The organism is Streptomyces marispadix, assembly GCF_022524345.1.
GTDB classification, from domain to species: domain Bacteria; phylum Actinomycetota; class Actinomycetes; order Streptomycetales; family Streptomycetaceae; genus Streptomyces; species Streptomyces marispadix.
Window position 1 is genome coordinate 5,657,283 of the sequence record NZ_JAKWJU010000002.1, and the last position, 25,867, is coordinate 5,683,149.

Consider the following 25,867-nt stretch of genomic DNA (forward strand, 5'->3'; position numbering starts at 1 on the left):
CTCGACCGGTCCCGGCCCTTCCGCTCGGCTGCTGTCAGAGGTCGTCGAGGCCCCAGCTGTGCACCCGGCGCGGGTGCACGCGGATCAGCTCGTCGCTCATGCCCGGCGCCAAGTCGTGAGGCCCGGTGAGGAGTTCGGCCTCGCCGCGGATCTCCACGCCTCGTACCGTCCATGGGTCCGTGCTCACGAGATCGTCGACGACGAGCGCGAGCCGCGGGTTCGTCCGCAGATTGCGCCAGCGCTTGGTCGCGGCGAGGTCGAGGCCGCCGGAGAGGATCGTGCCGTCCTCCTGGAGGAAGAAGCCCACGGGGTTGACCTGTGGCTGGCCGGACGGGTCCACGGTGGCCATGCGGCACAGGCGCTGGGTGGCCAGATAGGCGCGTTCGGCTTCGTTGAGTCCGCGTTCGCGGGTCGTGGCGCTCATGCCGGAAGGCTCACACGCGGCGCCCCGGCGCGCATCGGACGCCGGTCCGAACAGGGCCCCGCCCCAGGACCTCGTCCCCCGGCCTCGTTCCCTGGCCCGTTCCCCCGGCCTCGTTCCCTGGCCCTCGTGCCCGATCTTCTACTCGGTCTCCCTGCCCGGTCTCCTGCCCAGGGCCCGTCCTCCCGCCCGGGACAGTGGGCGCGGGAAGCGGTCATGACCGCCCCGGAGGCGGGGCAACAATATGGTCATGAGTCAGCAGGGGTGGCCTCGGAACCCTCGGAACCCGCGCTCCGGTCAACAGGACGACTGGTGGAGCCAGTTGTACGACCCCGGGTCGCCGGACACGGGAAGCAGCCGCTCGGGGGACACGCTGGACGACCGTTACGCGTCGGTGCGCCGGACGATGGGGCAGGGGACCGGCTCGGGCAGGGCCACCGAGAAGCGGTCCACGCAGCCGGAACCGGAGCCCGGTGGCCGACCGGAGTCCGGCGGCCGACCGGAGTACGGTGGCCAACCGCAGGCACCCGAGGGCGAGTTGCAGCCGGACGACGGCGCGGAGACGCGTGCGGAGCCCGAGCGTGATGGGGGCTCCGCCGGCGCCGCGCCCGAGCGGGACCCGGGCACCTTCCCGGGGCCGGACTCGGGCTCCGGCCCGGGCCCTCTTCCTGTCGAGGAGCCGCCCCCCGATCCCCGTACCGACGGAACCTTCTCCCGTCAGCCGCCGCATGTGCCGCAGTCTCCGCATGTGCCGCAGCCCCCGCAGGAGCCGTCGGCCAGTCCCCTCCCCAACGCGGAACCTGCCGCCGCCGAACCACCGATATCCGAACTGGCAGGCCCCGCCGCCTACTTGACCGACGGCCCCGGGGCCACCCCTTACGACGGCGGCGACGGGCCGACAGCGGACAGCCGCGGCCCGGCGGCACCCGGCAGCGCATCTCCCGAGGCCTCCGGCGAAGCACTCGACGAGACCTCCGGCGAAGCTTCCGGCCCCGGCGGCGTTCCGCTCCGCCCGGACCATGTGGGGGACCGGCCGCCGACCTATGAGGCCGAGCCCGCCACCTTCCCGGCCGCCGACGCCGCATCCCTTTCCGAACTCGTGCCGGACACCGTCCTCGACGGTGCCCACTACGGCGGACTGACCCTGCGCGCCGCCTCGTTGCGCGGCGACTCCGCGCGCCACCGCGGTGCGCTGCGCCGCGATGCGCTGCTGACCGCTCGCTTCGGCTCGGGGGAGTCCGCACTGCTGCTGGTCGCCGTCGCCGCCGGGGGACGGGCCGCCACGGGCGGGCACCGTGCGGCACGCGAGATCTGCCAGTCCATCGGCAGCGTCGTCGGCCGCAGCCACGCACGTCTCGCCGAGGACATACGTGCCGACCGGCGCGGTGCGCTCAAGTCCGGCCTTCAGCGGCTCACCGAGCGCTGCTACGGCAAACTCCGGGCGCAGGCGGCCGCGTTGGACATGCGGCCGGAGGAGTACACGGCGGATCTGCGCTGCCTGCTGCTGTCGGCCGACCCGCGCTGCCGTACCCGTGTCTTCTTCGGCGCCGGCGCCGGCGGTCTCTTCAGGCTCCGCTCGGGCCAGTGGCAGGACATCGAGAACGACCCGGGCGCGGAGGGCCTGCCGGGTGTTCAGGGCGGGGGACTGCCGGGGCAGGGCGCCGGTGACTCCGGTACGGACTCCGCGCTGGAAGTCGACACCCTCGACCCCTCGGAACTGGGCGACCCGGCGGCGCTGAGCGTCCCCGTGGGACGTGCCGAGCCGCGACAGCAGCGCGCGGACCGGCAGCCACGGGGGTCAACTCCCCCCGGCGGGCCCGGATTTACCGGCGGCCCGGGGCCGGGGTCCGGCTCGTCCGCGTCGCCCGCCTCGCCCGGCGCCCGTAGCGCTTCCGTCCCGGCCTCCGCACCCGGCTCAGCGGGAACGGCGGGACCGTCAGCCGCGCCCGCACCCGGCGGGTCGCCGCTTCCGCCGGTGCCGCCGCCCGTACGGCCGGAGCCCGAGCGGTTCCGTTTCCGCGCGGCCGTCGCCCAGCGCGGCGACACGCTGCTGCTGTGCAGCCCGGGTCTCGCCGAACCGCTGCGTGCCGAGCCCGCGTTCGCCTGGCGGCTGGCGCAGTCCTGGTCGTGGTCGGAGCGGACCGAACCTCCGGGTCTCGCCGCGTTCCTGGCAGACGTGCAGCTACGGGTACGGGGCTTCGCGGACGACCGTACGGCTGTCGCCGTCTGGGAAGCGTGACCCCTGCCCGAGCCGGGTCCCGGGTCCGCCCCTCGCTCCGCTGCCTGCGCGCTCAGCCGAACTGCCGCTCGATCTCGGCGAGTTTCTCCTCCAGCGAGTCCAGCCGCGGCCCCGCTGTACTGGCACCTGCACCTCCGGTACCAGCAGCGGCACCGGCGCCTGCCCCGCTGTCCTCGCCGCGACCGCCTGCGACCGCGCTGCCCGGCGCCGGTCCCGCCACGGCCCCGGCGGCGGAAACGTCCGCCCCCGGCCCCGGCCGGGCCCCGCCGACGCCGCCTGCCGCTCCTGCCCCGCCCGCGCCACCGGGCTCACCGACCTCGCCGAGCGTGGCCGCCGTCCCACCGTCGACTCCCGCGCCCCTGCGCCCACTTCCGCGTAGCTGCCTCCGCGACTGCTTGCCCCGTAGCTGCTTCCCCATGGCCTTCGCCCTTGCCAGGTCCAGCTTCTGCTGCTCCTTGCGGCGGAGACGTTCCTGCTCGTGTTCCCGCCGTTCCTCCCGTACCTCGTCGACGGCCTGGTCGAGGGTCCGTACGCCCTCCAGCAGCATCAACGACCAGGCGCGGAAGGTCTCCCGGGGTGCGCGCAGCCACCGTACGACGCGGATCTGCGGCAACGGCCGCGGAACCAGGCCCTGTTCGCGAAGTGCGGCACGCCGGGTCTGCTTCAGCGCACGGTCGAAGAGGATCGCAGCCGACAGCGACATCCCGGCGAAGAACTCGGGCGCCCCCGCATGGGCGTCACCGCGGGGGGCGTGCACCCAGTTGAACCAGGCCGCGGCGCTCGCGAACGCCCATACCAGCAGCCGCGATCCGAGCGAAGCGTCACCGTGGCTCGCCTCCCGTACGGCGATCACGGCGGAGAACATCGCCGCCCCGTCCAGCCCGAACGGCACCAGATACTCCCAGCCGCCCGACAGCCGCAGGTTCTGTCTGCCGAAGCCGACGAGACCGTGGAAGGAGAGCGCCGCGGCGACCGCCGCACAGCAGAACAGCAGCAAGTAGGCGGCCGTCGCGTAGAAGGTCTCCTTGCGGCGGCGCCGCTGCTCCAACTGCTCCCAGGAGTCGCCGCCCGAGCCGCCGAAGCCGCCGCTGCCGCGCCCGGAGCCGCCCGCGCCGTCCGCCTCGCGTGCCCGCCGCCGTGCGCGTCTTCCCCGTACCACCAATACGACCGCCGCGACCGCGACCGCGAGCAGTGCCACGCCCGCCGCCGCGCCGCCCAGCGGCAGATCCGTCAACGTCATCCGATGCCCCTTCCCCCTCGCCGCCTGCCTGAGGCCGCCCGTCACGCGGGCACGCCCGGCCCTGACGCGAGGCATCCTGGCTCAACGGCCGTCGCAGAAAGGGGAACTCACATCGAATACATGCCAACGAGGGCCTAGCGCGGTCGAGTTGGGCGTTTCGGGTCGAACTCCTCAGCGGGCCCCGGACAGCCGCGCGACGCGTTCCGAGTCGCAGGTGCGGGGGCAGGTGACGCAGGTGTCCTCGGGGCGCAGCGTGTAGTAGAGGCAGCAGCTCGCCCTGTCGCGGGTGGGCAGCAACTCGCCGTCCGGACCGGTCAGTTCACGGAATCCGGCGGCCTGTGCGTAAGGCAGCGTCGCGCCCGGCAGCAGCAGTCCGGCCTCGCGCCTGGCGCGCTCCTCCTCACCCAGCAGATGACCGAGATACCACAGCCCCTCGGTGATCTCGTCGGTCGCCATGCCCCACAGCGCCCTCGGCCCGCGCCGCATACGGGGACGGAAGGCGTCGAGCACGGGGGTCAGATGCTCGGCGATCGCGGCCCGCACCTCGGCGCGCAGCGCCTCCTCCCCGTCGACCACGCGCGCACCGGGGGCACCGGCCGCCGGGTCCCCCGGCAGACAGGCGAACTCCTCTACGCGTACGGCCAGTTCACCGGACGTGCGGCGGCAGGCGACCGACCCCACGGGGACGCGCGGCACCCGCCGGTGCAGGAACCAGGGGATGGTCACCAGCAGGCACAGCGGCCACGCATAGCGGTGCAGGCCGAACGTCGCCACGACGTCGGGGCGCGGGCGGCGGCCGTAGTCACGCAGCGCCTGCTGTGCGTCCCGCGCGAGGAACGCGTCGAGAGTCCGGCCGCCCTCGGCCAGCCGGGTGGCCGGAACCCACTTCGGACCGGCGGGCAGGGCCGCACCGGGCTCGATCTCCCGTACGCGCAGCCCGGGAAACACCGAGGTCAGCCGGGTGTACGCGGCGGTGAAAGGCGAAGCCGCGGCAGGCTCGGCGGGGGCCGGGGCGAGGGCGGGCAAGGCCATCTGCGCACCACCTTGCGGGATCAACAACAGGTTAGCCTTACCTTAGCCGATGACGCGAAGGTTTGATCTCGCGCCCGGCCGCCCTATGGTGCTCAGCGAGACCAGGAGGGCACATGGAGCAGACCGCAGCGGATGCGCCCGCACCGACGGGACGTCCCGCACTCCGAACCCCAAGCCCCCCTCGTCCGGCCCCGGCCGGACGGCAGCATTCCGCGGGGGGCGGCGAAGACCCGGTGGCACGGGGCGAACATGTGCACAGCGAACCGCCGCCGCCTCAGGCCACGGGGGCAACCGGCCGAGGCACGCGCGGCGGCACCGGCCAGGGGGAGGAGGCGGGGACCGGCGAGTTCGCCGAAGGCGCGCCCTGCTGCCCGGCGCCCGTGCCCCGGCAGTCGCCTCCTTCCGGACGGGCGCCCTCGCCCCGGCAGGACGATCCCGCCGTGCGGCCGGACGACCCCGTACGGCCGGACAGCACAGGGCAGTCGGACCACTCCGCACAGACGGACCGGCCCGCCCGGCGCCACCGGGCAGCGAAGCAGCCCGAGCGGCACTCCGTGCGCGCACAGGTCCTCGCGGCCCTGCGGGAGGCACTGCTCTCCGGCGAACTCGCCCCGGGCCAGGTCTACTCCGCGCCCGCGCTCGCCGAACGCCTCGGTGTCTCAGCGACGCCCGTACGGGAGGCGATGCAGCGCCTGGTGTGCGAGGGCGCCGTCAGGACCGTGCCCAACCGCGGTTTCCGCGTAGCGGAGTACAACGAGCGCGACCTCGCCGAACTGGCGGAGATACGTGTCCTGTTGGAGGTCCCGCCCGTGGTGGAGACCGCCCGTACTCTGCCGCCGGAGTGCTGGGAGCGCCTGCGTCCGTACGCCGACGAGGCCCTGGCCGTGGCCGGCGGCGGCGACCGTGCCGCCTACGCCGACGCCGACTCCGCCTTCCACCGGGCGCTGCTGGAACTGACGGGCAACCGGCAACTCGTCGCCGTCTCCGCCGACATACAGCGCCGCACCCAGCGCCGTCCCGCACCGGCCGTCCCTTCACTGTGCACGGAGGAACTGCTCAGGGACGCCACCGACCACATGGTCCTGCTGGACGCACTGCGTACGCGGGATCTGGCGGCCGTGGAACGCCTGATGCGGGCACATGTGACGGCCTGAGGGGCCTTGGGGCTTGGGGCTTGGGGCCTTTTGAGGTCTTGGGCCTTGGGGCCTTGGGCGGGCAGCTCGTTCTGCCGAGTCGTGCCGTCAGGGCCCCAAGTCCGTTACGAGGCGGGGGCGTTCGAAGTCATTACCCGTACGTGCGAGAGGCACCACGGCCACCTGTGACGGGCCACGGCGCACGCCGTCGCCGTCCGCTCACGCCGCCACGTAGCACCCCGTACAACAGGCCCGAAACGCGCGACCGCACAACCGCCGTCAGGCAGAGGGCAGTTGGTCCGCCAGCCACGTGGGCACGCCGCCCAGCAGGCGGAACAGCCGCCCGGCTTCCTCGCGCAGCCGCGTCGCCTCCGGCTCCGGCTCCACGTCCGCGAGCGCCGTGAGGGCTGGGGCCATGCCCACCAGATAGCCCAACTCCTCGCGCAGCCGCAGCGATTCGGTGAACCCGTGCCGGGCCTCCGCCACCTCGCCCTCCCGCAGCGCGAGCCCGGCCAGATGCCGCCAGGTGAACGAGCACAGCAGCATGTCGTCGAGCGCGGCCGCCGCGGCATGCGCACGCCGATACGCCGCGAGCGCCGACTGCGGTGTGTCGCTGAGGTGTTCGGCCAGCAGCCCGCGCCGGTAGTCGAGCATGGCCCGTCCGCGTGCCGTGGGCGGCAGCAGTGCCGCGGCCCTGCCGAGCGCCGCACGGGCCTCGTCGGAGCGGTCGCGTACGCCCAGAACCGTTGCCGTGTACGCGAGTTGGCCCCGCTCGCAGGCGGCCGCGCCGCGTTCCTCGTCGTCCTGGGCGAGGGCCTCGGCCGCGCGCAGCGCGGATTCCGCCGCGTCCCAGCCGTCGTTGGTGAACATGCACTGCTCGACCAGCAGCGCGGCCCGCCGCAGCGACGCGGCCGTGTCCACCGCCGCATACGGTTCGAGCAGCGCGGCCGCGTCCTCCCAGCAGCCGCGTGAGCGCAATCGCCACACCGCGCCGTCCACCGGCGAGGCCATGCCGGGCTGTACCGGCGGTGCGCCACCACCGAACACCGGTGACGGCTCGCCGTCCCCGGTCTTCAGTTGCACCGAACGTGACATGGCGGTTTCCGCCACAGTTGCCCTCCCAAGCGCACCGTTGAGCTTTCGAGCCGGATGTGAGCGCATCTCAGCACGGAGTGAGGGACTCGGCCAAGTGTTTGCTGTGAATCAGTTCACAAAGTTTTACTCGAAGGGCATGATTGCCAAGCACGGTCGGCACAGCGAGACCGCCTGGCGCCCACCCGCGGCCCGCACCGAGACCGTCACGAAGTCGCCCATGACAGGCCGACGTTGGGTCTCAGGGCCGCTTCGCCCGGCCCGCTGCGCCCTCTTCTCGGCGCGCTTGACCCGCTGCTCGTACGTACGGAGCCGCTCCGGCGACTCGGGACGGGAGCTGTCGGCCGCCGAGCGGTGCGCGTCCTGCTGTCCCCCAGGGCCGAACCTCCAGTAACCGGGACCCGCCCCTTCGGGTTGGGAACCGAAGCTGGTCCATCGCTGGAACACGGGCCCGCCAGGGGCTTGGTCCGGGTCGACGTTGCCGTGCGACGCGGTCACGAATGGAATCCGGGACGGCGACGCAAGACGGAGCGTGAACGGTGTCAACGCGCGCTGTTCAGTGCCGAGTTCGCCCCCAATGTGATGCCGCGCGCTGCACCATACGAGGTAATTGCCGCTTTTGCTCTGGTGTGCCGTCGCGAGGCGTGGGTTCATCGATGGTATTGGCCGCTGGTCACCCGTACCTCGTCGCCTGCGGGCGCCGCGCGGAGAGACGTTCTCTCCTCGCGCTCCCACTCCGGGCGAGGTCAGGGGTGTTGAGCCCTGACCCAGGGGCGGCGTCGAGTGAGCGCCCCGGGTGATGACGGTGCGGTCGGCACTACGAAAGGGGCGCATCGTGGCATCACCCACCCTTACCCAAGTGACCTCCTCGCCCGCCTCGTCTGTCTTCGGCCAGCCGGTCACCTTCACCGCCACGGTCACCTCCGTACTGTCCGGCCAAGGCGTCCCGACAGGGACCGTCACGTTCGTCATCGCCGGCAGCGGAGGCGGCAGTTTCACGGTGCCTCTCGACTCGAGCGGGAAGGCGACCGTCACCGCGACCTCCCTCGGGACAGGCGCGCACGCCGTCACCGCCACCTACAACGGCTCGGCCCAGTTCTCGCGCTCAAGCGGCACGTTCCGGCACGCGGTCCTCAGAGCCGCGACGACCACCGAGGTGTCGTCATCACCCAACCCGTCCCTGCCGGGGGCACCGGTCACCTTCACCGCCACCGTGACCGCGGTGCCCCCGGGGGCCGGAACACCCGGCGGCACGGTCACCTTCGTCATCGACGCGCTTCCTTCCATGACCGCGCCGCTCAACGCGAGCGGGAAGGCGACGGTCACCGTTTCCGGGCTGCCGGCCGGGCAGCAACCCGTCGTCGCCATCTACACCGGCAGCAACAACTTCCTGCCCTCCACGGCCAGCGGCACCCAGGACGTGACGCCGACGAAGAAGCCGACCACCACCACCGTGACGTCCACGCCGGACCCTTCGGTCTACGGTCAACCGGTCACGCTGAGCGCTTCCGTCGCCCCTGTGCCGCCCGGTACGGGGACCCCCACCGGTACGGTCACCTTCACCGTCGACGGCTCCGGCGGAGGCACGTTCACGGCGCCGCTCAACGCGTCCGGTGTCGCCAACGTCAGCCTCGTCACGCTCGGCACCGGCAGCCACAACATCGCCGCTGCCTACAACGGCGACGCCGCCTTCGCCTCCTCCGCGGGCAGCGACACTCACACCGTCGACCGGACGGCGACCGCCACCGCGGTCGTCTCCTCCCCGGACCCTTCGGTCTTCGGCCAGGGCGTCACCTTCACCGCCACCGTCACCTCCGTGCCTCCGGGCGCCGGAGTACCGACGGGCGACGTCGTCTTCACCGTCGAGGGCGCAGGAACGTTCACTGTGCCGCTGGCCGGGGACGGCACCGCCGCCACCACTCTCGACGCCCTGCCCGCCGGAGATCTCACGGTCACGGCCGTCTACAGCGGTGACACCGAACACGCCCCCTCTTCCGGCAGCGACACCCACACCGTCGACAAGGCGGCGACCGCCACGACGGTCGTCTCCTCGCCCGATCCCTCCGTGCCGGGCCAGGGCGTCACCTTCACCGCCACCGTCACCGCAGTGCCTCCGGGCGCCGGAGTACCGACGGGCGACGTCGTCTTCACCATCAGCGGCGGTCCCACCCTCTCCGCAGGGCTCGCCGGCGGCGTCGCCACCGTCACCACCAGCGCACTCTCGCGCGGGACGCACACGGTCACCGCGGACTACCAGGGATCAGCGGACTTCGCCCCGTCCACCGGCACCGACACCCACATCGTCGACGGCGCCTCGACCACGACCTCGGTCACCTCCTCGCCCGACCCCTCGGTCTTCGGTCAGCCCGTCACCTTCGCCGCGGTCGTCTCACCGGTGGCTCCCGCGACGGGAGTCCCGACAGGCACCGTGACGTTCGACATCGGTGGCACGCCCGCCACGGCGACCCTCGACTCGAACGGCGTGGCCCGCGTCACCGACAGCACCCTCCACGCTGGTGCTTACTCCGTCACCGCCACCTACAACGGCGACAGCGCGTACAACCCGTCCACGGGGTCCGCCACGCACACCGTCGCCCAGGCAGCCACGACCACCGTCGCCGCCTCCAGCCCCGACCCTTCGGTGTTCGGGCAGGCGGTCACGTTCACTGCCACGGTGTCTGCGGTGGCGCCGGGTGCGGGCACGCCTACGGGGAGTGTGACTTTCACGGAGAGCAGTGGTGGCACGGTCACCGTGCCGCTGGATGGGAGCGGTGTCGCCAGTTTCACTTTCGCCGAGCTTCCCGCGGGTACGTACAGCGGCACCGCCACCTACAGCGGAGACGCCGACTTCGCGTCGTCGTCGGGCAGTGACACGCATGTCGTCAGTCCGGCGGATACCACGACGACGGTCAGCTCGGCGCCTGATCCATCGGTGTTCGGGCAGGCGGTCACCTTCACCGCTACGGTGTCTGCGGTGGCGCCGGGGGTGCGTGTTCGGGCAGACGGTCACCTTCACCGCGACGGTCTCCCCCGTCCCGCCCGGCGCTGGTACGCCGTCGGGCACCGTCATCTTCACCGTCGACGGCACCACCACTCTCATCGCGACCCTGGACACCTCCGGTACCGCCACCGTCAGCACCGACGCGCTCGCTGCCGGAAGCCACACGATCGAAGCCGCCTACGCCGGGAGAGCCGAGGTTCCTCGCCTCGGACGGCAGCGGCACCCACACCGTCGACCAGGCGGCGACCACGACCTCCGTCTTCAGCGACCCCGACCCGTCCGTCTTCGGGCAGCCGACGACCATCACGGCCCGGGTGACGCCCGTCGCCCCCGGTGCCGGGTCTCCGACCGGGGCCGTCACGTTCGTCTTGAGCGGCGGCGGGGGAACGACCACCGTCCCTGCTCGACATGGACGGCACGGCACAACTCACCCTCGACTCGCTTGCCGCCGGGTCGTATTCGGTGACCGCCGCCTACAGCGGCGACACCGACTTCGCACCGTCCACGGGGACGGACACCCACACCGTCAACCAGGCCGCGACCACCGTGACCGTCACCGACACTCCCGACCCCTCCCCGTCCGGGCAGGTCGTCACCATCAGCGCGACGGTGGCATCGGTCGCACCGGCGCAAGGTACGCCCTCCGGCACGGTCACCTTCGTGGTCTCCGGCACCGGCGGCGGCACGTTCACCCAGAACCTGGACGCCAACGGGACAGCTCAACTGGCCATCAGCAGCCTCGGCTTGGGCTCGCACACGATCACCGCCACCTACAACGGCGCTCCGGATTACGCCGTCGCCAGCGGCACGGCGACCCACACCGTCGAGGTAGAGCCCTCCAACACCACCACCCTCACCTCGTCGCCGGACCCGTCCGTCTTCGGGCAGCCCGTCACCTTCACCGCCACCGTCACCCCGAGCCAGCCGGGACCGGTACCGACCGGCACCGTCACGCTGGTCGTCTCCGGGGCCGGTGGCGGCACCTTCACGGCGCCTCTCGACGGCGCCGGGACCGCCCAGTTCACTCTCGACACCCTGGGCGTGGCGACCCACTCCGCCACCGCCACCTACAGCGGCGACACCGACTACAGCGCCTCGACCGGCTCCGACACGCACGTCGTCATCCCGGCAGCCACCACCACGACCGTCGACTCCTCGCCCGATCCGACCCTGTTCGGGCAGCTCGCCACCTTCACCGCCACCGTCGCTCCCGTCCCACCCGGCGCCGGTACGCCATCCGGCACGGTCACCTTCAACATCGGCGGCACGACCCTCTCCGGGACGCTCGCCGGGGGAACGGCGTCCGTGAGCACCAACTCCCTGCCCGCGGGCACGCATTCGGTGACCGCCACCTACAACGCCGCAGGCGATCCGAACTTCAACGCTTCCTCCGGCTCCGACACCCACACGGTCAGTCAGGCGGCCACGACCACCACAGTCACCAGCACGCCCGACCCGTCCGTCTTCGGTCAGACCGCCACTGTCACGGCCCAAGTGGCACCCGTGGCTCCGGGCGCCGGTACACCGACCGGCACGGTCACCTTCACCATCGACGGCGGAGGGGGAGGAACCACGACCGTCCCCCTCGCAATGGACGGTTCGGCGACGCTGGTCCTCAACTCGCTTGCCGCCGGGTCGCATTCGGTGACCGCCGCCTACAGCGGCGACACCGACTTCGCCGGTTCCTCCGGCACCGACACCCACACGGTCAACCAGGCGGCCACGACCACCACCGTCTTCACCACCCCCGATCCGACAGTCTTCGGACAGACCGCCGTGTTCGCCGCCGTGAGCTCCGCAATCGCACCGGGGGCCGGGACACCCACCGGCACCGTCACGTTCGCAATCAGCGGTGGCCCCACACTGACCGGAACACTCGACGCCTCCGGAATCGCCGTCGTCACGGCCAACACGCTGCCCCCCCGGCCAATACACCATCACCGGCACCTACAACGGCGACAGCACCGACACCGGCGTCCTCCGGCAGACGGACACCCACACCGTCAACCGCGCCAGCGACATCAACGACGCTGACGTCCTTCCCGGACCCCTCCGTCGTTCGGGCAAGCGGTCACGTTCACCGCCACGGTCACCGCCGTACCACCGGGCGCGGGCACGCCCACCGGCACCGTCACCATCAGCGGCGACACCGGCGACCCCGTCACCGTCCCCCTGGACGAAAACGGCGTCGCTACCGGCACCCTTCCCCGACCTTCGCGGCCGGGTCCTACTCCGCCACCGCCACCTACAGCGGGGACACCGACTTCGCTCCCTCTTCGGGCAGCGACACCCACACCATCCAACCCGCTCCGACGACGACCGTGGTGACGTCCTCGCCTGATCCTTCGGTGTTCGGGCAGGCGGTCACCTTCACCGCCACGGTCACCGCCGTGGCCCCTGGAGCGGGCACGCCCACCGGCACCGTCACCTTCGCCCAGAGCGGCGGCGGGACCGTCACGGTCCCGCTGGACGCGAGCGGCGTCGCCAGCGTCACCTCCGCCCAACTCCCCGCGGGAACCTACAGCGGCATCGCCACCTACAACGGCGATCCGAACTTCAGCACCTCCAGCGGGACCGACACCCACACCGTCGATCCAGCGGACACGGTCACAACAGTCAACTCCGCACCGGACCCCACCGTCGTGGGCCAAACGGCCACCTTCACCGCTACGGTCGCTGCGGTGGCGCCCGGTACGGGTACTCCGTACCGGTACGGTCACCTTCACCGTCGACGGCATGACTCTTACCGGGACGCTCGCCGGGGGGACGGCGTCGGTGAGCACCAACTCCCTGGTTCCGGGGACGCATTCGGTGACGGCCACCTACAACGCGGCAGGTGATCCGAACTTCAACACCTCCACCGGCTCCGGCACCCACACCGTCGACCAGGCGGCCACGACCACCACCGTCTTCAGCTCGTCCCAGTCCTTCGGTCTTCGGGCAGCCGGTCACCTTCACCGCTCCAAGTGGCCCCCGTGGCACCGGGCGCCGGGACACCCACCGGAACCGTCACCTTCGCTCTCAGCGGCGGCGGAGGAAGCACGACGGTTCCCGTGGCCGTGGACGGAACCGCTCGGCTCACGGTCGACTCACTGCCCGCAGGCGCGTATTCGGTCACCGCCACCTACAGCGGCGATGCCAATTTCGCCTCGTCCAGCGGCAGTGACTCGCACACCGTCAATCAGGCGGCCACCGCGACGACGGTGACATCCGACACCTGATCCGTCGGCGGTGGGACAGACGGTGTCGATCAGTGCGACCGTCTCACCGATCGCCCCCGGGGCGGGAACTCCGTCCGGCACGGTCACCTTCGTCGTCTCCGGCACCGGCGGCGGCACGTTCACCCAGAACCTGGACGCCAACGGGACGGCTCAACTGGCCGTCAGCACCCTCGGCTTGGGCTCGCATACGATCACCGCCACCTACAACGGCGACCCCGATCACAGCGCCTCGACCGGCAACGACACTCACACCGTCGAGGTCGAGCCCTCCAACACCACCACCCTCACCTCGTCCCCGGACCCGTCCGCCTTCGGACAGCCCGTCACCTTCACCGCCACCGTCACCCCGAGCCAGCCGGGACCGGCACCGACCGGCACCGTCACGCTGGTCGTCTCCGGGACGGGTGGCGGCACCTTCACGGCGCCTCTCGACGGCGCCGGGACCGCCCAGTTCACCCTCGACACCCTGGGCGTGGCGACCCACTCCGCCACCGCCACCTACAGCGGCGACACCGACTACAGCGCCTCGACCGGCTCCGACACCCACACCGTCATCCCGGCAGCCACCACCACGACCGTCGACTCCTCGCCCGATCCGACCCTGTTCGGGCAGCTCGCCACCTTCACCGCCACCGTCGCTCCCGTCCCGCCCGGCGCCGGTACGCCATCCGGCACGGTCACCTTCACCATCGACGGCACCACCACCCTCACCGGAACACTCGACGCCTCCGGCACCGCCACCGTCAGCACCCCCACACTCACCGCCGGAAGCCACACGATCCAAGCCACCTACAACGCCGCCGGAGACACCAACTACAGCACCTCCACCGGCACCGGCACCCACACCGTCGACTCCGCAGCCACCACAACCACCGTGGTCAGCGGCCCCAACCCATCGGTCTTCGGGCAGGCTGTCACCGTCACGGCGCTGGTCTCTCCAGTGGCTCCCGCGACGGGAGTTCCCACGGGTACGGTCACCCTCTCCGTGGCCGGAGGAGGCACCTCCACGGTGCCGGTGGCCCTTGACGGCACGGCACAGGCCACCTTCAGCTCCCTGCCGCCCGGCAGCCTTCCGGTGACCGCCGCCTACAACGGCGACGCCAACTTCGCTGCGTCGACTGGGACTTCCACCCACCTCGTCAATCCGGCGGCCACCACGACCGCAGTCGTCAGCACCCCCGACCCCACCTCCTTCGGCCAGACGGCGGCCTTCACGGCCCAAGTGACCGCCACGGCACCGGGAGCCGGAACACCCACCGGCACCGTCACCTTCACCGTCAGCGGCGGCCCCACACTGACCGGAACACTCGACGCCTCAGGGACCGCCACGGTGAGCACCGGCGCACTGCCAGTCGGCACCTACACCGTCACCGCCGCCTACAGCGGCGACACCCACTTCCGCACTTCCACCGGCACCGACAGCCACACCGTCAACCGCGCCCCGACGACCACCACAGTCACCGCCGCCCCCGACCCGTCGTCCTACGGCCAGACGGCCACCTTCACCGCGACGGTCACCTCGAACGTTCCCGGAGCAGGCACCCCCACCGGCACGGTGACGTTCCTCTTCGACGGCACGACACCGGTCACCGCCCCTCTGGTGAACGGCACGGCCACCGTGACCCGCAGCAACCAGACCCCCGGTACGCACACGGTCACCGCGAACTACGGCGGATCCTCCGACTTCGCCGCGTCGAGCCAAGCGGGCACCCACACCGTGACCCGAGGAGCGACCACCACGACGGTCGTCTCATCGCCCGACCCTTCACCCCCCGGCAGCCTCATCGCCTTCACCGCCACGGTGACGGCCACGCCTCCCGCAACGGGAACGCCTACCGGGACAGTCACGGTCACGATCGGAGGAAGCGGCGGTGGCACGTTCACCGCGGTACTGGTCGGCGGCGTCGCAACGGTCACCAACAGGGGGCTGTCCGTCGGGCCTCACGCCATCACCGCCACATACAACGGCGACACCACCTTCTCTCCCTCCACCGGCACCGACACCCACACCGTGAGCCCGTGACGGGTCCGGATTCGCACGTCGTACGCCGGCCGAAGCGCGGGACACGGGTTGCACGGGCGTCGCAGCGTGGTCACGCAGCAGCGGACCCGTAGCCGCACCCCCTTCCGTGGGTCCAGCGGCGTCCGCAGTCGGCCGCTGCGGTCGGTCCCCCGACTCTCGCCGTCCGCCCCGGCTCTTGACCTGGAGTGGACTCCAGGTTGCAGAGTGCTCGCCATGACGACGTCTCAGGGGTACGTGAGCATCGGTGAGGCCGCGCGGCAGTCGGGGCTGACCGTGGACACCCTGCGCTACTACGACCGTGAGGGCCTGCTCGGCGACCTGCCCCGCGACGCGGGTGGGCGGCGGCTCTTCGACGCGGACGCGCTCGGGCTGCTGGGCGTTCTGGTCGCACTGCGCCGTACCGGGATGCCGATCGAGGCCGTACGCGAATTCAGCCGGCACTCACGCAGCGGCAACGACGCCACCAGGGCCGCTCGGCTCGCGCTGCTGCGTTCCCACGGCGAACGAGTGCGGGCGGACCTGCGCCAGCTCCAGGCCGATCTCGAACTCATCGAGTGGAAGGTGGCCGCCTACACGGCGGCCGAGAACGGGCAGGACCCTCCCCCGAGGAAGGACGTGCCATGAACAGGACGACGGACACCACCACGTGGTTCAGCAGACGACCGGGCTTATCCCGCTGACTGGCAAGAAGGAGATTCCGTGTTCCCCATCGAAGGCCCGATCATCGTGAATGCGATGCGCGAGGCGGGTTCTGCCATGCCGGACGCACCCGTGGCCGACGAAGCACCCCGCAGACCGCGTCGCTCACGGCAGATGCTGGCCCGTTCACTGCGTTCGCTCGCCGACTGGCTTGAGCCTCCGCGCTGCGTGGAGCCCACCCTGCGACCGCACCCGCGTTAGTCCTAATCAGCGCTTCCCGCAGCAGCACGCCGGTGATCGTTTACGGAGAAGGTTCACGTCTCCTCGCGCGACCGGTCAGGGGCGCGCGCTCGCCGCTACCCGGAACCCGGAACGTGCTGATGGACGTGGTCCGTTCGACGTGTGCGTGCGCCGCGCGAACGTGATCCGGGCCGTCCGTACGAGCGCTATCGTCGACCCGTCTCCTGAGCACCGCAGGCCCCTGCGGTGGGCGTGGCCGTACGCACCGAGCCTCCTGGAGGCAGAAAGGGCGTGGCTCACAGCCCGAGCCCAGGTACCCGATGACCGACAAGACCGACTTCAAGAAGACCCTCGACAGCTACCGGGCTAAGCGAGGCGAGTTCCGGATTCTGCACCTGCCCGCCATGCGGTATCTGATGGTCGACGGGCACGGCGATCCGAACAGTTCACCGGCCTTTGCCGAGGCGCTCGGAGCGCTGTATCCGGTGGCGTACAAGTTGAAGTTCGCCAGCAAGCTGGATCTCGGGCGGGACTACGTCGTCCCGCCCTTGGAGGGGCTGTGGTGGGCCGAGGACATGGACTCCTTCACGTCCTCGCGTGACAAGTCTCGGTGGGACTGGACGATGATGCTCATGGTCCCTGACTGGATCGGCCAAGGCATGTTCCAGGCTGCCGTCGAGCAGGCCGGAGCCAAGGCCCCTCCCGTACGTCTCGGCGACGTCCGCCTTGAGTCTCTGTCCGAGGGCCGGTGCGTGCAGACGCTGCACATCGGGTCGTTCGACGACGAAGCCGAGGTCCTCGAGCGGATGCACCATGAGTTCATCCCCGGCCATGGTCTTCGCATGGACGGCAAGCACCACGAGATCTACCTCAGCGACTTCCGCAAAGTCGCACCTGAGCGTCTGCGCACCATCCTCAGGCAGCCGGTTCTCTGAACGACCGCGGCCACCGGCCGAGCCCGGGAACGGCCACGTTCTTCGACGAGCCCGACCCCGAAGTCATCGGTCAGCGGCCCGAATCGGATCGCGGGTGCTGACGTGCGGACGGGAAAGCCATCGCGCTAGGGGCCTGACGAGATCCTGGAGGTTGCGGAGAGGGGCCGCGATCCTGACCGCCCGCCGTCATGCCTTCTTCCGTGCCCGTTTCGCCTCCTGCTTGTAGGCGCGGACCTTCTCCAGGGACTCCTGTCCCGTGATGTCGGCCGCCGAACGGTGCGCGTCCTGCTCGCCGTAGGGGCCTGCCGCCTCCCGCCAGCCCTCCGGGGTCACGCCCATCTGCTTGCCCAGCAGCGCGAGGAAGATCTGCGACTTCTGCTTCCCGTAGCCGGGAAGGTCGTTGAGCCGGTCCAGCAGTTCGCGGCCTGTGGCGACACCGCGCCACACCGCGCTCGCGTCACCGTCGTAGTGGTCGACGAGGTACTGGCAGAGCTGCTGCACGCGCTTGGCCATCGATCCCGGATAGCGGTGCACGGCGGGCTTCTGCGACAGCAGCGCCGCGAACTGCTCCGGGTCGCTCGCGGCGATCACGTGCGCGTCCAGGTCGTCCGCGCCCATGCGCTGCGCGATGGTGTACGGACCCGTGAACGCCCACTCCATGGGCACCTGTTGGTCCAGAAGCATGCCGGTCATGGCGGCCAGGGGGCTGCGGCTGAGCAACTCGTCGGCTTCCGGTTGCTGTGCGAGGCGAAGGGTGATGTCCATGCCCCGATGATCGCCCTCTCGGCGCCGCATCGCACGCCTGCCGCTGCGTCTTTCACAGGGCGTGACCGGCAGTTCGTCGTGAGCCGGGGGCGGTCTGTTCTCGGACTCGGGACAGGTCGGCGGCCGCGAGGGAGAGGGCGAGCATCACGAGAAGCAGAATCCATCGTGGGTCGTCCAACATGAGATCGTCGGCGGCTTGTCGGCGCTCGTCGGCCCCCAGCGCCCTCGTCGCCTGATCCGACTCGGCCCAGCCCCCGGGGGGCGTCGGGAGGCGCTGTCCACAGGACAGCAGGGCCTCTGTCGCGGTGCTCGTTCCACAATGCGTGAGCGCCGAGCTCTGGCGATATCTACGCCCTCGGCGGTAAGTGGCGTTTTCACCGTAACCCGCGTGTCAACAGGAAAGCATCGAGCTGCGAGTCGATTTTCCGCCGCCGTTCCTTGGCTACCGTCGCGGCCATGCCAGAAATGAAAGCGCTGAATGTCGGCCCGTCAGGAATCGAGATCGCCTACGAGCGCTTCGGTGAGCTCGATACGCCGCCGGTCCTGCTGATCATGGGCGCCGGTGCACAGATGATCAACTGGCCGGATGGGTTCTGCCAGGAGCTCGTGGCCCGCGGGATGCAGGTGATCCGGTTCGACAATCGTGACGCCGGCCGGTCTACGCACTTCTCCGAAGCGCCCGTGCCGGATTTCACGGCGGCGATGGCCGGTGACGTCTCCACGGCGTCCTACACGCTGTCGGACATGGCGGGCGACGCGATCGGTCTGCTCGATGTGCTGGGGTTGGGCAGCGTGCACGTCGTAGGTGCCTCGATGGGCGGGATGATCGCGCAAGTGGTCGCGCTGGAGGCCCCGGACCGGGTTCGTTCGTTGACGTCGATGATGTCCACCACCGGTGCACCCGACGTGGGGCAGGCCGATATGTCGGTGTTCGCCGAGTTGGGAAGACCGCCGCAGGACCGGGACGCCTTCGTCGAGTGGCACGTGCGCGCCATGCGGATCGCCGCGTCGCCGAAGTTCGAGTTCGACGCGGCCGCGGCAGCCAAGCAGGCCGGACGGATCTACGACCGTGGCTACGACATCCTCGGCTTCCACCGCCAGGGCATCGCAGTCCTGGCGACAGGCGACCTCACGCCGCGGCTGACGAGACTGCGGGTTCCCACGCTGGTGGTGCACGGCACCGCCGACCCCCTGTTCGACATCAGCGGCGGGCGGGCCACCGCGGCCGCTATCCCGCACGCCGAGCTTGTGACCGTCGACGGCATGGCCCACAGCCTCCCGAGGGAGCTGTGGCCCGAACTCGCCACGCACATCGCCCGTCTGGTCAACCGCGCCGAGGCCGACACGGTCCCCGACGCCTGACGGAAGGGGCGATCCGCCCAGGCGGCACCGAGACCGGTGTGACGCGGTGCGCCAAAACTCGTTCATGACTCGTCATGGAACCCTGCCGGGCGGCAGTGGGCCCGGCAGCCGCCTCTCGCTCACGCCCGCCGGGAGCCGGTCAGCAGGCGATGTCGACGATCTGGATGTTCTGGATGTTCGTCACCTTGTGCCAGCCCGGACCGACGGGCGCCTCTCCGGACGGTCTGACCTTGCAACCCGGGGCGACCCAGTAGCCGTCGACGTCTTTCACGCCCACGTCGGGGCCGTCCTGACCGGTCTTGAGCACCCGCCACGTCGAGGAATCGTGCTGCCTTCCCCACTGGTCGGTGATCAGGAGACGGTGCCGGTCGTCACGGTTGTGGACCTCACCGCAGATATGGCCGCCGATCTCGCAGGTCCCGAGGAGACGCGACCCCGCGGCCACTTGTGCTCCGCTGTGCGGACGGGCACCCGTCGTAGCGGCCGTCGCGGTCGGCGCCGAAAACGCCACCAGGGCGCTCGCCGTCAGCGCCACGAGGACCGAGCTGAGTGATCGCAATGAAGCCTCCTCTTTCGACCAGTCGTCATCATCCGTCAGGGACAGGGAACTTCCGCGCTCTGAAGACGGGCACCTGATTCACCTTCATCGCCCCGGGCAGGTGCGTCGTCTTCAAGGCTGCCGGGCGTGGAGTTGTCGCGCAGCCCCGGTCTCCACGGAAGCCCCGGTCTCCACGGAAGCCCCGGTCTCCACGGAAGCAGATCCCTCCGCTGCGGCCAGTGGGCGCTCCCACCCCGTGTGAATCCCCTGTGCGATTCCTACGTGTGGTTTCCACCGCGTACGCTCCGCCCCCGCGCGGCCGCCCGTAGGCACGGGGCCCTGGATACGGACCCGATGCGGCGCCGTGGTCCGAAGCCGTAACCCATGTGGCGGTCAAGGAATATCGGCAGGGAAAGCACGAACCTACGTTTGAGACCGGACTCGGGCCCCACGAGGGAAGGCTCTTCGGTGGACGGTCGAATAGTGCAGGTGAAGATCCACCCGGCCATAGGCGTCGCCCGCATCGGCAACAGCGACGAGGCACCCTTCATCGGCCCGGAATCACCGGATCAGGAACCAGGGGAACCCGGCTCGTACAAGGACGCGTCCGGAGCGATCCGCAGACAGGCCGCACGTTTCCGGGTGTACGGCTACAACGCCGCGGGGGAAGTCGTACGGGAGTTGAAGCCGGGCGACTCGGGTGTCTCCGAGATCCGGTGGACGGTGCACCTGGCGAACAAGAAGGCCGCCTGGTACCAGTTCCATGTGCCGCTCGACATCCCTGAGGGGAAGACGCTCGCGGCCACGCAATACGCCCGGAGGAACGCCGACGTCGCCGGTGCCGACCGTAGGAAGCTGGTGATCGACCCCGGAAGCCGGACCGTTCGCGGCTCGGCGGCCGAGGCGCAGAAGTTCGACACCGGCAAGATCATGGGCAAGGCGGTGTATCTGGGGGAGATCTCCACCCGTTCCGACGGCCGCCTCTTGGTGCTCGGCGGCAGGGGGAATTCCGCCTCGTACAAGAACAAGCCGATCACGGGAGTCGCCAACAACGACACCTGGTACGACGATGTGGCCGACGGGCCGGTGACGGCCAAGGTCAGTATCGACGGCAGGGAGTTGACCGCCAGCCCGGCCTGGGTGGTGGTGGGCCCACCTGACTACGCGCCAGGCGTCAAGTCCGTTCGCACCCTCTACGATCTGCTCTTCGACGTGTTCGTGGAGGCCGGTTCGCTGACCCGCCCGCAGACGATCTCTTTCGCCGACCACATCGAGCCGATTCTGCGGCGATTCTCCGAACTCCAGTGGGTCAACCACGGCTTCGCGACCCAATTCGGCCGGCAGGGCCCCAACTTCTTCCTCGACCCCGCGTTGCGGAAACGGCTCTCCGACCCTTCCGAGCGCAACCGCGAACTGCGCCGCCAGATGTACGTAGCCCTGCGCGACTACGGCCGCGACGGCAAGTCACCGCTGCCGTGGCCCTGGCTCTACGGCGACGCCATGGCCGGCAAGCCGAACTCCGTGCGTCAGCACATCAAACTGTCCCCGGTGCAGGACTGGATGCTCCAGCGCTGGGCCGACGGCGCGTTCGAGGCCGAGCCGCTGCGGCACCCCCGCCCCGTGGCCGATGAAGCACCCGTCGCGGAGCAGCCGGGACTGCTGGACCGCGCGGCCCTGGAACACTGTGCCGCCGAGGCGTTCCACCCGGGCTGCGAGGTCACCTGGCCCATCAGGCATACGACGATGTTCGCCGAGCCCTTCCGCATCCTGCACCGCGCGCCGGGCACCTCGGAGCCGGACTTCGGGCCGACGCTCACCCCGCAGGAGGCGGCCGTCAAGAACGGTCCCCTCTACGCGCAAGGGCCCGGTGACCTCACGCGCTGGATGGCCGCCCCATGGCAGGCCGACACCGCGAGCTGCCGCTCCGGCTACGAGGTGGTGGCCAACCTCGGCCCCCGCTACAGCCCGTATCTGCCGACCTTCTGGCCTGCCCATGTGCCCAACCACGTGCTCAAGGCGGAGGACTTCGAGACGGTCAACACGCCACCGTCCGACGGTGACGACAGCGCCCGCGAGAAGGCGTTCGAACGTCGGGCGACCTGGCTGCGCGGCCTCAACGGGAACATGAACCAGCAGCGCGCCCAGATGATCAAGGACTGGCCGAAGCTCGGGATCGTCGAGGTCCGCGAATACACCGTCGGCGACGGGAAGTTCCCCGACCGCATACAGGTCGAGTCACACCCGGGAGCACCGCTCGACGAGGCGATGAACACGGCGAACCTCGTCAACTTGCAGGTGCCCGAGGCGGGTTCGGCCGTGCTGGCCGCCGCGGCGGGCACCTGGCCCGAGGAGAGGCCCGAACCCGAGACGGTCGAGGCCGAGCACGTCGCACGCGCCGTCAGCGAGGCCGCGGAGGCGACCGGCTACAGCGAGGAGGAGATCGCCGCCGGATATCTGGAGAGACTCGACCCCTTTCACGATGCGTTGTGAGCGCTCGTATCGCCGGTGCCGTTGTGAGTGCCGGGAGCGCTGTGGGCACGGACTCCGGCGCCGGGATCTACGACGTGGTCGTGGCGGGCGGCGGCCCGGCAGGCTGCGCGGCGGCGCTGACGCTCGCGAGGGCAGGCCGTACGGTCCTGCTCGCGGACGCCGGCACCGGCCCGCCGAAGCTGGGTGAAACCCTCGTGCCCGCGGGCCGGTTGCTGCTCGGGGACCTCGGTGTCGCCGACCTCCCGGTTGCCGGCCTCGGTGTCGCGGACACCGGTGTCGCCGAACGCGTGCCCGGTCGGGGTCATCTGCCCTGCTACGGCAATCTCTCGGCGTGGGGCTCGGCGGAGCTGCACGCCGTGGACTTCGTCAACGATCCGCACGGCCACGGCTGGCACCTCGAACGGCCGCTGTTCGACCGGCAGTTGCGCGACGCCTCGCGTGCGGCCGGGGCAGAGGTCGCCGAGGGCACGGCGGTACGCGATGCGGTGCGGCACGCGGTACGGCGCTCGGCGCCCGGCGGCTGGTCCCTGTCGCTGCGAGCCGCCCGTACCGTTCCCGGTTCCGGGACCGCTGAACGTGCGGTGCGCTGCCGCTGGTTGATCGACGCCACCGGCCGCGCCGCCCGTATCGCCGTAAGGGCCGGGGCGCGCCGACGAATCCATGACCGGCTGACCGCCGTCCATACGATCCTGGAGGCGAACTCGCGCGACACAGACCGCCGTTCACTCGTCGAGTCCGACGAGAACGGGTGGTGGTACACCGCCTTGCAGCCCTCGGGCGGCCGCCTGGTCGCCTACTTCACCGACGCCGACCTGCCCGCCGCCGCGCACACGGCACGCCACTTCGGGCGGCGGATGCTGGCCACCCGCCATGTGTCCCGCTCGGTCCGCCCTCACGAGCAGTCCATCCCAAGTGCCGCCCCTCCCCGCCGAGTCGCCGCGCACACCGCCGAACTGGACCGGATCTACGGGGACGGCTGGATCGCCGCCGGGGACGCGGCCGTCGCATTCGACCCGCTCTCCTCCCAGGGCGTACTCACCGCCCTCTACACGGGGTTGAGCGCGGGCGAGGCCGTCGACGCCTGTCTGAACCGTACGGGCAGCGGTCCAAGCCGTATGGACATCGGCGAGGAGGCGGTCCTCGCCGACTACGCGCGGAAGGTGTCGGAGACGCGAACCGCGTATCTGCGCGGCCACCGAGTCGTCCACGCCCAGGAGAGCCGCTGGCCCCACCGCACCTTCTGGGCGCGGCGCCACGCACACCTGACCGATCCCCTCCTTCACTCCCGCCCTCCCGAAACGCCGCTACCGACCGCAGGAAAGGACCAGTTCCCATGAGTACGGAAAAGGAGCACCGGAACGATCCCCGAAGCGGAGAACTCCACGGCCTCCACCGGTTTCTGCTGATCGGCAAGAGACGGATCTTCTCCTACCACCTCGCGCTCTACAACGTGGAGGCACACGCCTTCCAGGCGATCGTGACCCTCGACCTCACGGACGCCGTACGCCACGCATATCTCGCGGACCTGGAGAAGAACCAGGACGAGCGGGTCTTCTACAGCCTCTTCTCCCCGGAGCACTTTCCGCTCGCGGATCTCAAGAACGGCAAGACCTTCAAGGTCCGACTGGAACGTGTCGTCGTCAAACCGGACGGCTCCAGGGAATTCCAGAAAATGCTGAACGGGCAGCAGACCGACGCGGTTTGCAGACCGGAGGACGTACGGTACTTCCGCAAGCTCGGCGGCCTCGAATACCCCCGCTACCTCACATACCTCCTGTTCGGCGAGGGCGACGAGGTGCACATCGCACACGAGCTGGCGAAGAAGCCGAACTGGGACGAGGTCGTCACCGTCACCGACACACGGAACATCGACCCCGGGATCATGACCAAGATCCCGGACATCACCGTCGAGTCGATCGCGGACCCTCACGGCGTAGTGGAGGAGAGCCCGTTGAAGAAGGGCCGGAGATACGACGCCAAGGTCGACGGAGCCGGTGCTTCGATCAGCTTCAAGGCGGGCCGCCAGGGCTGGTGGAACCACACCAGCCTCAACTAGGCGATACCTGGTATTCCAGCCGTAGATCGTGATGTTCTTGGCCGGGTCCGACCTCGAGACGGCGACGGCTACCGCGTCATAGGGTCGTCGCCATGACCATGGAAGCGCAGGGGCAGGGCCTGTTCTGGGATGTTCAGGCCGGGCGAATCCCGCCACCAGCCGCAGCGGTGACCCTGGGCTGGGAATTGATCGCCGTCGATCCCGAGCACGGGACCATCGAGGTCGCCTTTCAGGCAGGCGAACAGTTCCTGAACCCGGCAGGGGTGGTTCAAGGCGGCTTCCTGGCCGCCATGCTCGACGACACGCTGGGCCCGGCGCTGGTCGCGACCCTGCCCGCCGGGCAGTTCGCGCCGACCTTGGATCTCCATGTCCAGTTCCTCCGCCCTGCCAGCCCAGGGCGTCTTGTCGGCCGAGGACGTGTCGCACAACGCGGCAACGAGGTGTGTTTCTTGGCTGGAGAACTCGTCGACCCCGACGGGAAGACCGTTGCCGTGGCGACCGCAACCGCACGGATCAAGAATGTTTCCTGATCAGTGCCCCACTCAGACCGTGATCTTCATGTGTGGGATGCGGCCTGTCGCCGGTAACGGCTCGTGCGTGATCGCTCCCGATGGCGGCGTCGCCGATCGGACCAGCCGAGTCAGTGGGTCATGTCGCGGAGAGGAGCCGGCCCGCACCGGTGGCCGCTTCGGCCGAGCGAAAACGCGCACGGCGTCGGCCGCGGACCTGCCCGAACACCGGCTCCCGGTCGGTGTCGTCGGCGCCGGGCGACGATCCGGCCGGGTCAGGCCCGGTGGTCCTCAGGGCCAGGTCAGGCCCCCGACCTGACGTGCATCCGTTCGCCCTGGGGCCCGAAAAGCCCCAGCATCTCCACGGGTTGGTCGCCGCGGTTGGCGATGACGTGCGGGGTGCGGGTGTCGAACTCGACGACCTCGCCCGGCTTGAGGTCGAGTTCCCGGTTGCCGAGGACGAGGTACAGCCGGCCGGACAGCACGTAGATCCACTCGTAGCCCTCGTGGACCTTCGGCTCGTACGGCTCGGGCGGGTCGTGCGGCGGCACGATCACCTTGAACGCCTGCACGCCGCCCGGCCGCCGGGTCAGGGGGACGAATGTGCGGCCGTGCCGCTTGATCGGTTTCGCCCGCACTCGCGGATCGCCCGTCTCCGGTGCGTCGACCAGCTCGTCGAGCGGCACCTGATGGGCGCGGGCCAGCGGCAGGAGCAGTTCCAGGGTGGGCTTGCGCTGTCCGGATTCCAGCCGGGACAGGGTGCTGACCGAGATGCCGGTGTTCTTCGCCAGTTGCGTCAGGGTCGCGCCCCGCTCCACGCGCAGTGCGCGCAGCCGGGGACCGACCCCTTCGAGTACGTCGTCGAACTCTGCCATGCCCCCAGTTTGCCAAAGCGGCAAGAATGTTTGCCAATCTCTGGGAAGTGTCCGCA

The 25,867-nt window shown here is 70.6% G+C and carries 21 protein-coding genes and 3 pseudogenes; 17 read left to right on the forward strand and 7 right to left on the reverse strand.

What is annotated here, in order from left to right:
• Positions 1 to 34: 34 nt before the first annotated feature.
• Positions 35 to 424, reverse strand: coding sequence for a PPOX class F420-dependent oxidoreductase (locus tag MMA15_RS23555; RefSeq protein ID WP_241062086.1), 390 nt, complete (start codon positions 422 to 424; stop codon positions 35 to 37).
• 247 nt (positions 425 to 671) lie between these two features.
• Between MMA15_RS23555 and MMA15_RS23560 the strand changes: the two genes are divergently transcribed.
• Positions 672 to 2,660, forward strand: a complete 1,989-nt coding sequence (locus tag MMA15_RS23560) for a protein phosphatase 2C domain-containing protein (protein WP_241062087.1) — start codon at positions 672 to 674, stop codon at positions 2,658 to 2,660.
• Positions 2,661 to 2,712: 52 nt separating this feature from the next.
• Here MMA15_RS23560 and MMA15_RS23565 read toward each other — a convergent pair whose 3' ends face one another.
• Both MMA15_RS23565 and MMA15_RS23570 read right to left on the reverse strand, forming a co-directional pair.
• On the reverse strand, positions 2,713 to 3,900 hold the full coding sequence (locus MMA15_RS23565) for a DUF2637 domain-containing protein (RefSeq protein ID WP_241062088.1): 1,188 nt from the start codon (positions 3,898 to 3,900) through the stop codon (positions 2,713 to 2,715).
• 171 nt (positions 3,901 to 4,071) lie between these two features.
• Positions 4,072 to 4,932: a (2Fe-2S)-binding protein gene (locus MMA15_RS23570; protein WP_241062089.1), complete on the reverse strand. Its 861-nt coding sequence runs from the start codon at positions 4,930 to 4,932 to the stop codon at positions 4,072 to 4,074.
• Between the two features lie 233 nt (positions 4,933 to 5,165).
• Between MMA15_RS23570 and MMA15_RS23575 the strand changes: the two genes are divergently transcribed.
• A complete protein-coding gene (locus MMA15_RS23575) occupies positions 5,166 to 6,086 on the forward strand; it encodes a GntR family transcriptional regulator (protein ID WP_241062090.1) in 921 nt (306 codons plus the stop codon).
• A 258-nt stretch (positions 6,087 to 6,344) separates the two neighbouring features.
• On the opposite strand, the gene MMA15_RS23580 is transcribed toward MMA15_RS23575, so the two are convergent.
• Positions 6,345 to 7,076, reverse strand: coding sequence for a hypothetical protein (locus MMA15_RS23580; protein WP_241063416.1), 732 nt, complete (start codon positions 7,074 to 7,076; stop codon positions 6,345 to 6,347).
• 880 nt (positions 7,077 to 7,956) lie between these two features.
• Here MMA15_RS23580 and MMA15_RS23585 point away from each other — a divergent pair.
• The 10 genes and pseudogenes from MMA15_RS23585 to MMA15_RS23620 all read left to right on the forward strand — a co-directional run.
• Positions 7,957 to 10,023: pseudogene (locus MMA15_RS23585) on the forward strand (beta strand repeat-containing protein); the annotation flags it as partial.
• A gap of 10 nt (positions 10,024 to 10,033) precedes the next feature.
• Entirely contained in the window at positions 10,034 to 10,624 is a 591-nt protein-coding gene (locus MMA15_RS28565) for an Ig-like domain-containing protein (protein ID WP_372498370.1), read from the forward strand.
• Entirely contained in the window at positions 10,567 to 12,192 is a 1,626-nt protein-coding gene (locus MMA15_RS23590) for an Ig-like domain repeat protein (protein ID WP_241062092.1), read from the forward strand. The genes MMA15_RS28565 and MMA15_RS23590 overlap by 58 nt, the downstream gene beginning before the upstream one ends.
• Positions 12,193 to 12,482: 290 nt before the next feature.
• A pseudogene (locus MMA15_RS28575) lies at positions 12,483 to 12,554 on the forward strand (hypothetical protein); the annotation flags it as partial.
• 340 nt (positions 12,555 to 12,894) lie between these two features.
• Positions 12,895 to 12,981 (forward strand): annotated as a pseudogene (locus tag MMA15_RS28580) (hypothetical protein); the annotation flags it as partial.
• A gap of 152 nt (positions 12,982 to 13,133) precedes the next feature.
• The gene (locus MMA15_RS23600) at positions 13,134 to 13,379 is read left to right on the forward strand and encodes an Ig-like domain-containing protein (RefSeq protein ID WP_241062093.1); all 246 of its coding nucleotides are present in this window, start codon (positions 13,134 to 13,136) and stop codon (positions 13,377 to 13,379) included.
• A gap of 22 nt (positions 13,380 to 13,401) precedes the next feature.
• Positions 13,402 to 15,402 carry a beta strand repeat-containing protein gene (locus MMA15_RS23605; protein WP_241062094.1) on the forward strand — a complete coding sequence of 667 codons (2,001 nt, stop codon included), beginning with the start codon at positions 13,402 to 13,404 and terminating at the stop codon, positions 15,400 to 15,402.
• Between the two features lie 213 nt (positions 15,403 to 15,615).
• On the forward strand, positions 15,616 to 16,026 hold the full coding sequence (locus MMA15_RS23610) for a MerR family transcriptional regulator (RefSeq protein WP_241062095.1): 411 nt from the start codon (positions 15,616 to 15,618) through the stop codon (positions 16,024 to 16,026).
• A 75-nt stretch (positions 16,027 to 16,101) separates the two neighbouring features.
• Positions 16,102 to 16,302, forward strand: coding sequence for a hypothetical protein (locus MMA15_RS23615; RefSeq protein ID WP_241062096.1), 201 nt, complete (start codon positions 16,102 to 16,104; stop codon positions 16,300 to 16,302).
• Positions 16,303 to 16,601: 299 nt separating this feature from the next.
• The gene (locus tag MMA15_RS23620; RefSeq protein ID WP_241062097.1) at positions 16,602 to 17,216 is read left to right on the forward strand and encodes a GyrI-like domain-containing protein; all 615 of its coding nucleotides are present in this window, start codon (positions 16,602 to 16,604) and stop codon (positions 17,214 to 17,216) included.
• Between the two features lie 186 nt (positions 17,217 to 17,402).
• On the opposite strand, the gene MMA15_RS23625 is transcribed toward MMA15_RS23620, so the two are convergent.
• Positions 17,403 to 17,981, reverse strand: coding sequence for an HhH-GPD-type base excision DNA repair protein (locus tag MMA15_RS23625; protein ID WP_241062098.1), 579 nt, complete (start codon positions 17,979 to 17,981; stop codon positions 17,403 to 17,405).
• A 438-nt stretch (positions 17,982 to 18,419) separates the two neighbouring features.
• Between MMA15_RS23625 and MMA15_RS23630 the strand changes: the two genes are divergently transcribed.
• Positions 18,420 to 19,343 carry an alpha/beta fold hydrolase gene (locus MMA15_RS23630; RefSeq protein ID WP_241062099.1) on the forward strand — a complete coding sequence of 308 codons (924 nt, stop codon included), beginning with the start codon at positions 18,420 to 18,422 and terminating at the stop codon, positions 19,341 to 19,343.
• Between the two features lie 139 nt (positions 19,344 to 19,482).
• On the opposite strand, the gene MMA15_RS23635 is transcribed toward MMA15_RS23630, so the two are convergent.
• Complete coding sequence (locus MMA15_RS23635) at positions 19,483 to 19,902, reverse strand: hypothetical protein (protein WP_241062100.1); 420 nt, start codon at positions 19,900 to 19,902, stop codon at positions 19,483 to 19,485.
• Positions 19,903 to 20,349: 447 nt separating this feature from the next.
• Between MMA15_RS23635 and MMA15_RS23640 the strand changes: the two genes are divergently transcribed.
• The 4 genes from MMA15_RS23640 (at position 20,350) to MMA15_RS23655 (ending at position 24,957) form a co-directional block, all read left to right on the forward strand.
• A complete protein-coding gene (locus MMA15_RS23640; RefSeq protein ID WP_241062101.1) occupies positions 20,350 to 22,371 on the forward strand; it encodes a LodA/GoxA family CTQ-dependent oxidase in 2,022 nt (673 codons plus the stop codon).
• 41 nt (positions 22,372 to 22,412) lie between these two features.
• Positions 22,413 to 23,708: an NAD(P)/FAD-dependent oxidoreductase gene (locus MMA15_RS23645; protein ID WP_241062102.1), complete on the forward strand. Its 1,296-nt coding sequence runs from the start codon at positions 22,413 to 22,415 to the stop codon at positions 23,706 to 23,708.
• Complete coding sequence (locus tag MMA15_RS23650) at positions 23,705 to 24,427, forward strand: hypothetical protein (RefSeq protein ID WP_241062107.1); 723 nt, start codon at positions 23,705 to 23,707, stop codon at positions 24,425 to 24,427. Before MMA15_RS23645 ends, MMA15_RS23650 begins: the two co-directional genes overlap by 4 nt.
• Positions 24,428 to 24,519: 92 nt before the next feature.
• Positions 24,520 to 24,957: a PaaI family thioesterase gene (locus MMA15_RS23655; RefSeq protein ID WP_241062109.1), complete on the forward strand. Its 438-nt coding sequence runs from the start codon at positions 24,520 to 24,522 to the stop codon at positions 24,955 to 24,957.
• A gap of 281 nt (positions 24,958 to 25,238) precedes the next feature.
• Here MMA15_RS23655 and MMA15_RS23660 read toward each other — a convergent pair whose 3' ends face one another.
• Positions 25,239 to 25,811, reverse strand: a complete 573-nt coding sequence (locus tag MMA15_RS23660) for a helix-turn-helix domain-containing protein (RefSeq protein WP_241062111.1) — start codon at positions 25,809 to 25,811, stop codon at positions 25,239 to 25,241.
• Positions 25,812 to 25,867 lie beyond the last annotated feature (56 nt).

Coding starts and splice junctions, on each gene's coding strand:
- MMA15_RS23650 (WP_241062107.1), top strand. CDS start 23,705: ATGAGTACGGAAAAGGAGCACCGGAACGATCCCCGAAGCGGAGAACTC.
- MMA15_RS23590 (WP_241062092.1), top strand. CDS start 10,567: ATGGACGGCACGGCACAACTCACCCTCGACTCGCTTGCCGCCGGGTCG.
- MMA15_RS23565 (WP_241062088.1), bottom strand. CDS start 3,900: ATGACGTTGACGGATCTGCCGCTGGGCGGCGCGGCGGCGGGCGTGGCA.
- MMA15_RS28565 (WP_372498370.1), top strand. CDS start 10,034: ATGTCGTCAGTCCGGCGGATACCACGACGACGGTCAGCTCGGCGCCTG.
- MMA15_RS23660 (WP_241062111.1), bottom strand. CDS start 25,811: ATGGCAGAGTTCGACGACGTACTCGAAGGGGTCGGTCCCCGGCTGCGC.
- MMA15_RS23580 (WP_241063416.1), bottom strand. CDS start 7,076: ATGGCCTCGCCGGTGGACGGCGCGGTGTGGCGATTGCGCTCACGCGGC.
- MMA15_RS23555 (WP_241062086.1), bottom strand. CDS start 424: ATGAGCGCCACGACCCGCGAACGCGGACTCAACGAAGCCGAACGCGCC.
- MMA15_RS23620 (WP_241062097.1), top strand. CDS start 16,602: ATGACCGACAAGACCGACTTCAAGAAGACCCTCGACAGCTACCGGGCT.
- MMA15_RS23655 (WP_241062109.1), top strand. CDS start 24,520: ATGACCATGGAAGCGCAGGGGCAGGGCCTGTTCTGGGATGTTCAGGCC.
- MMA15_RS23560 (WP_241062087.1), top strand. CDS start 672: ATGAGTCAGCAGGGGTGGCCTCGGAACCCTCGGAACCCGCGCTCCGGT.
- MMA15_RS23570 (WP_241062089.1), bottom strand. CDS start 4,932: ATGGCCTTGCCCGCCCTCGCCCCGGCCCCCGCCGAGCCTGCCGCGGCT.
- MMA15_RS23610 (WP_241062095.1), top strand. CDS start 15,616: ATGACGACGTCTCAGGGGTACGTGAGCATCGGTGAGGCCGCGCGGCAG.
- MMA15_RS23625 (WP_241062098.1), bottom strand. CDS start 17,981: ATGGACATCACCCTTCGCCTCGCACAGCAACCGGAAGCCGACGAGTTG.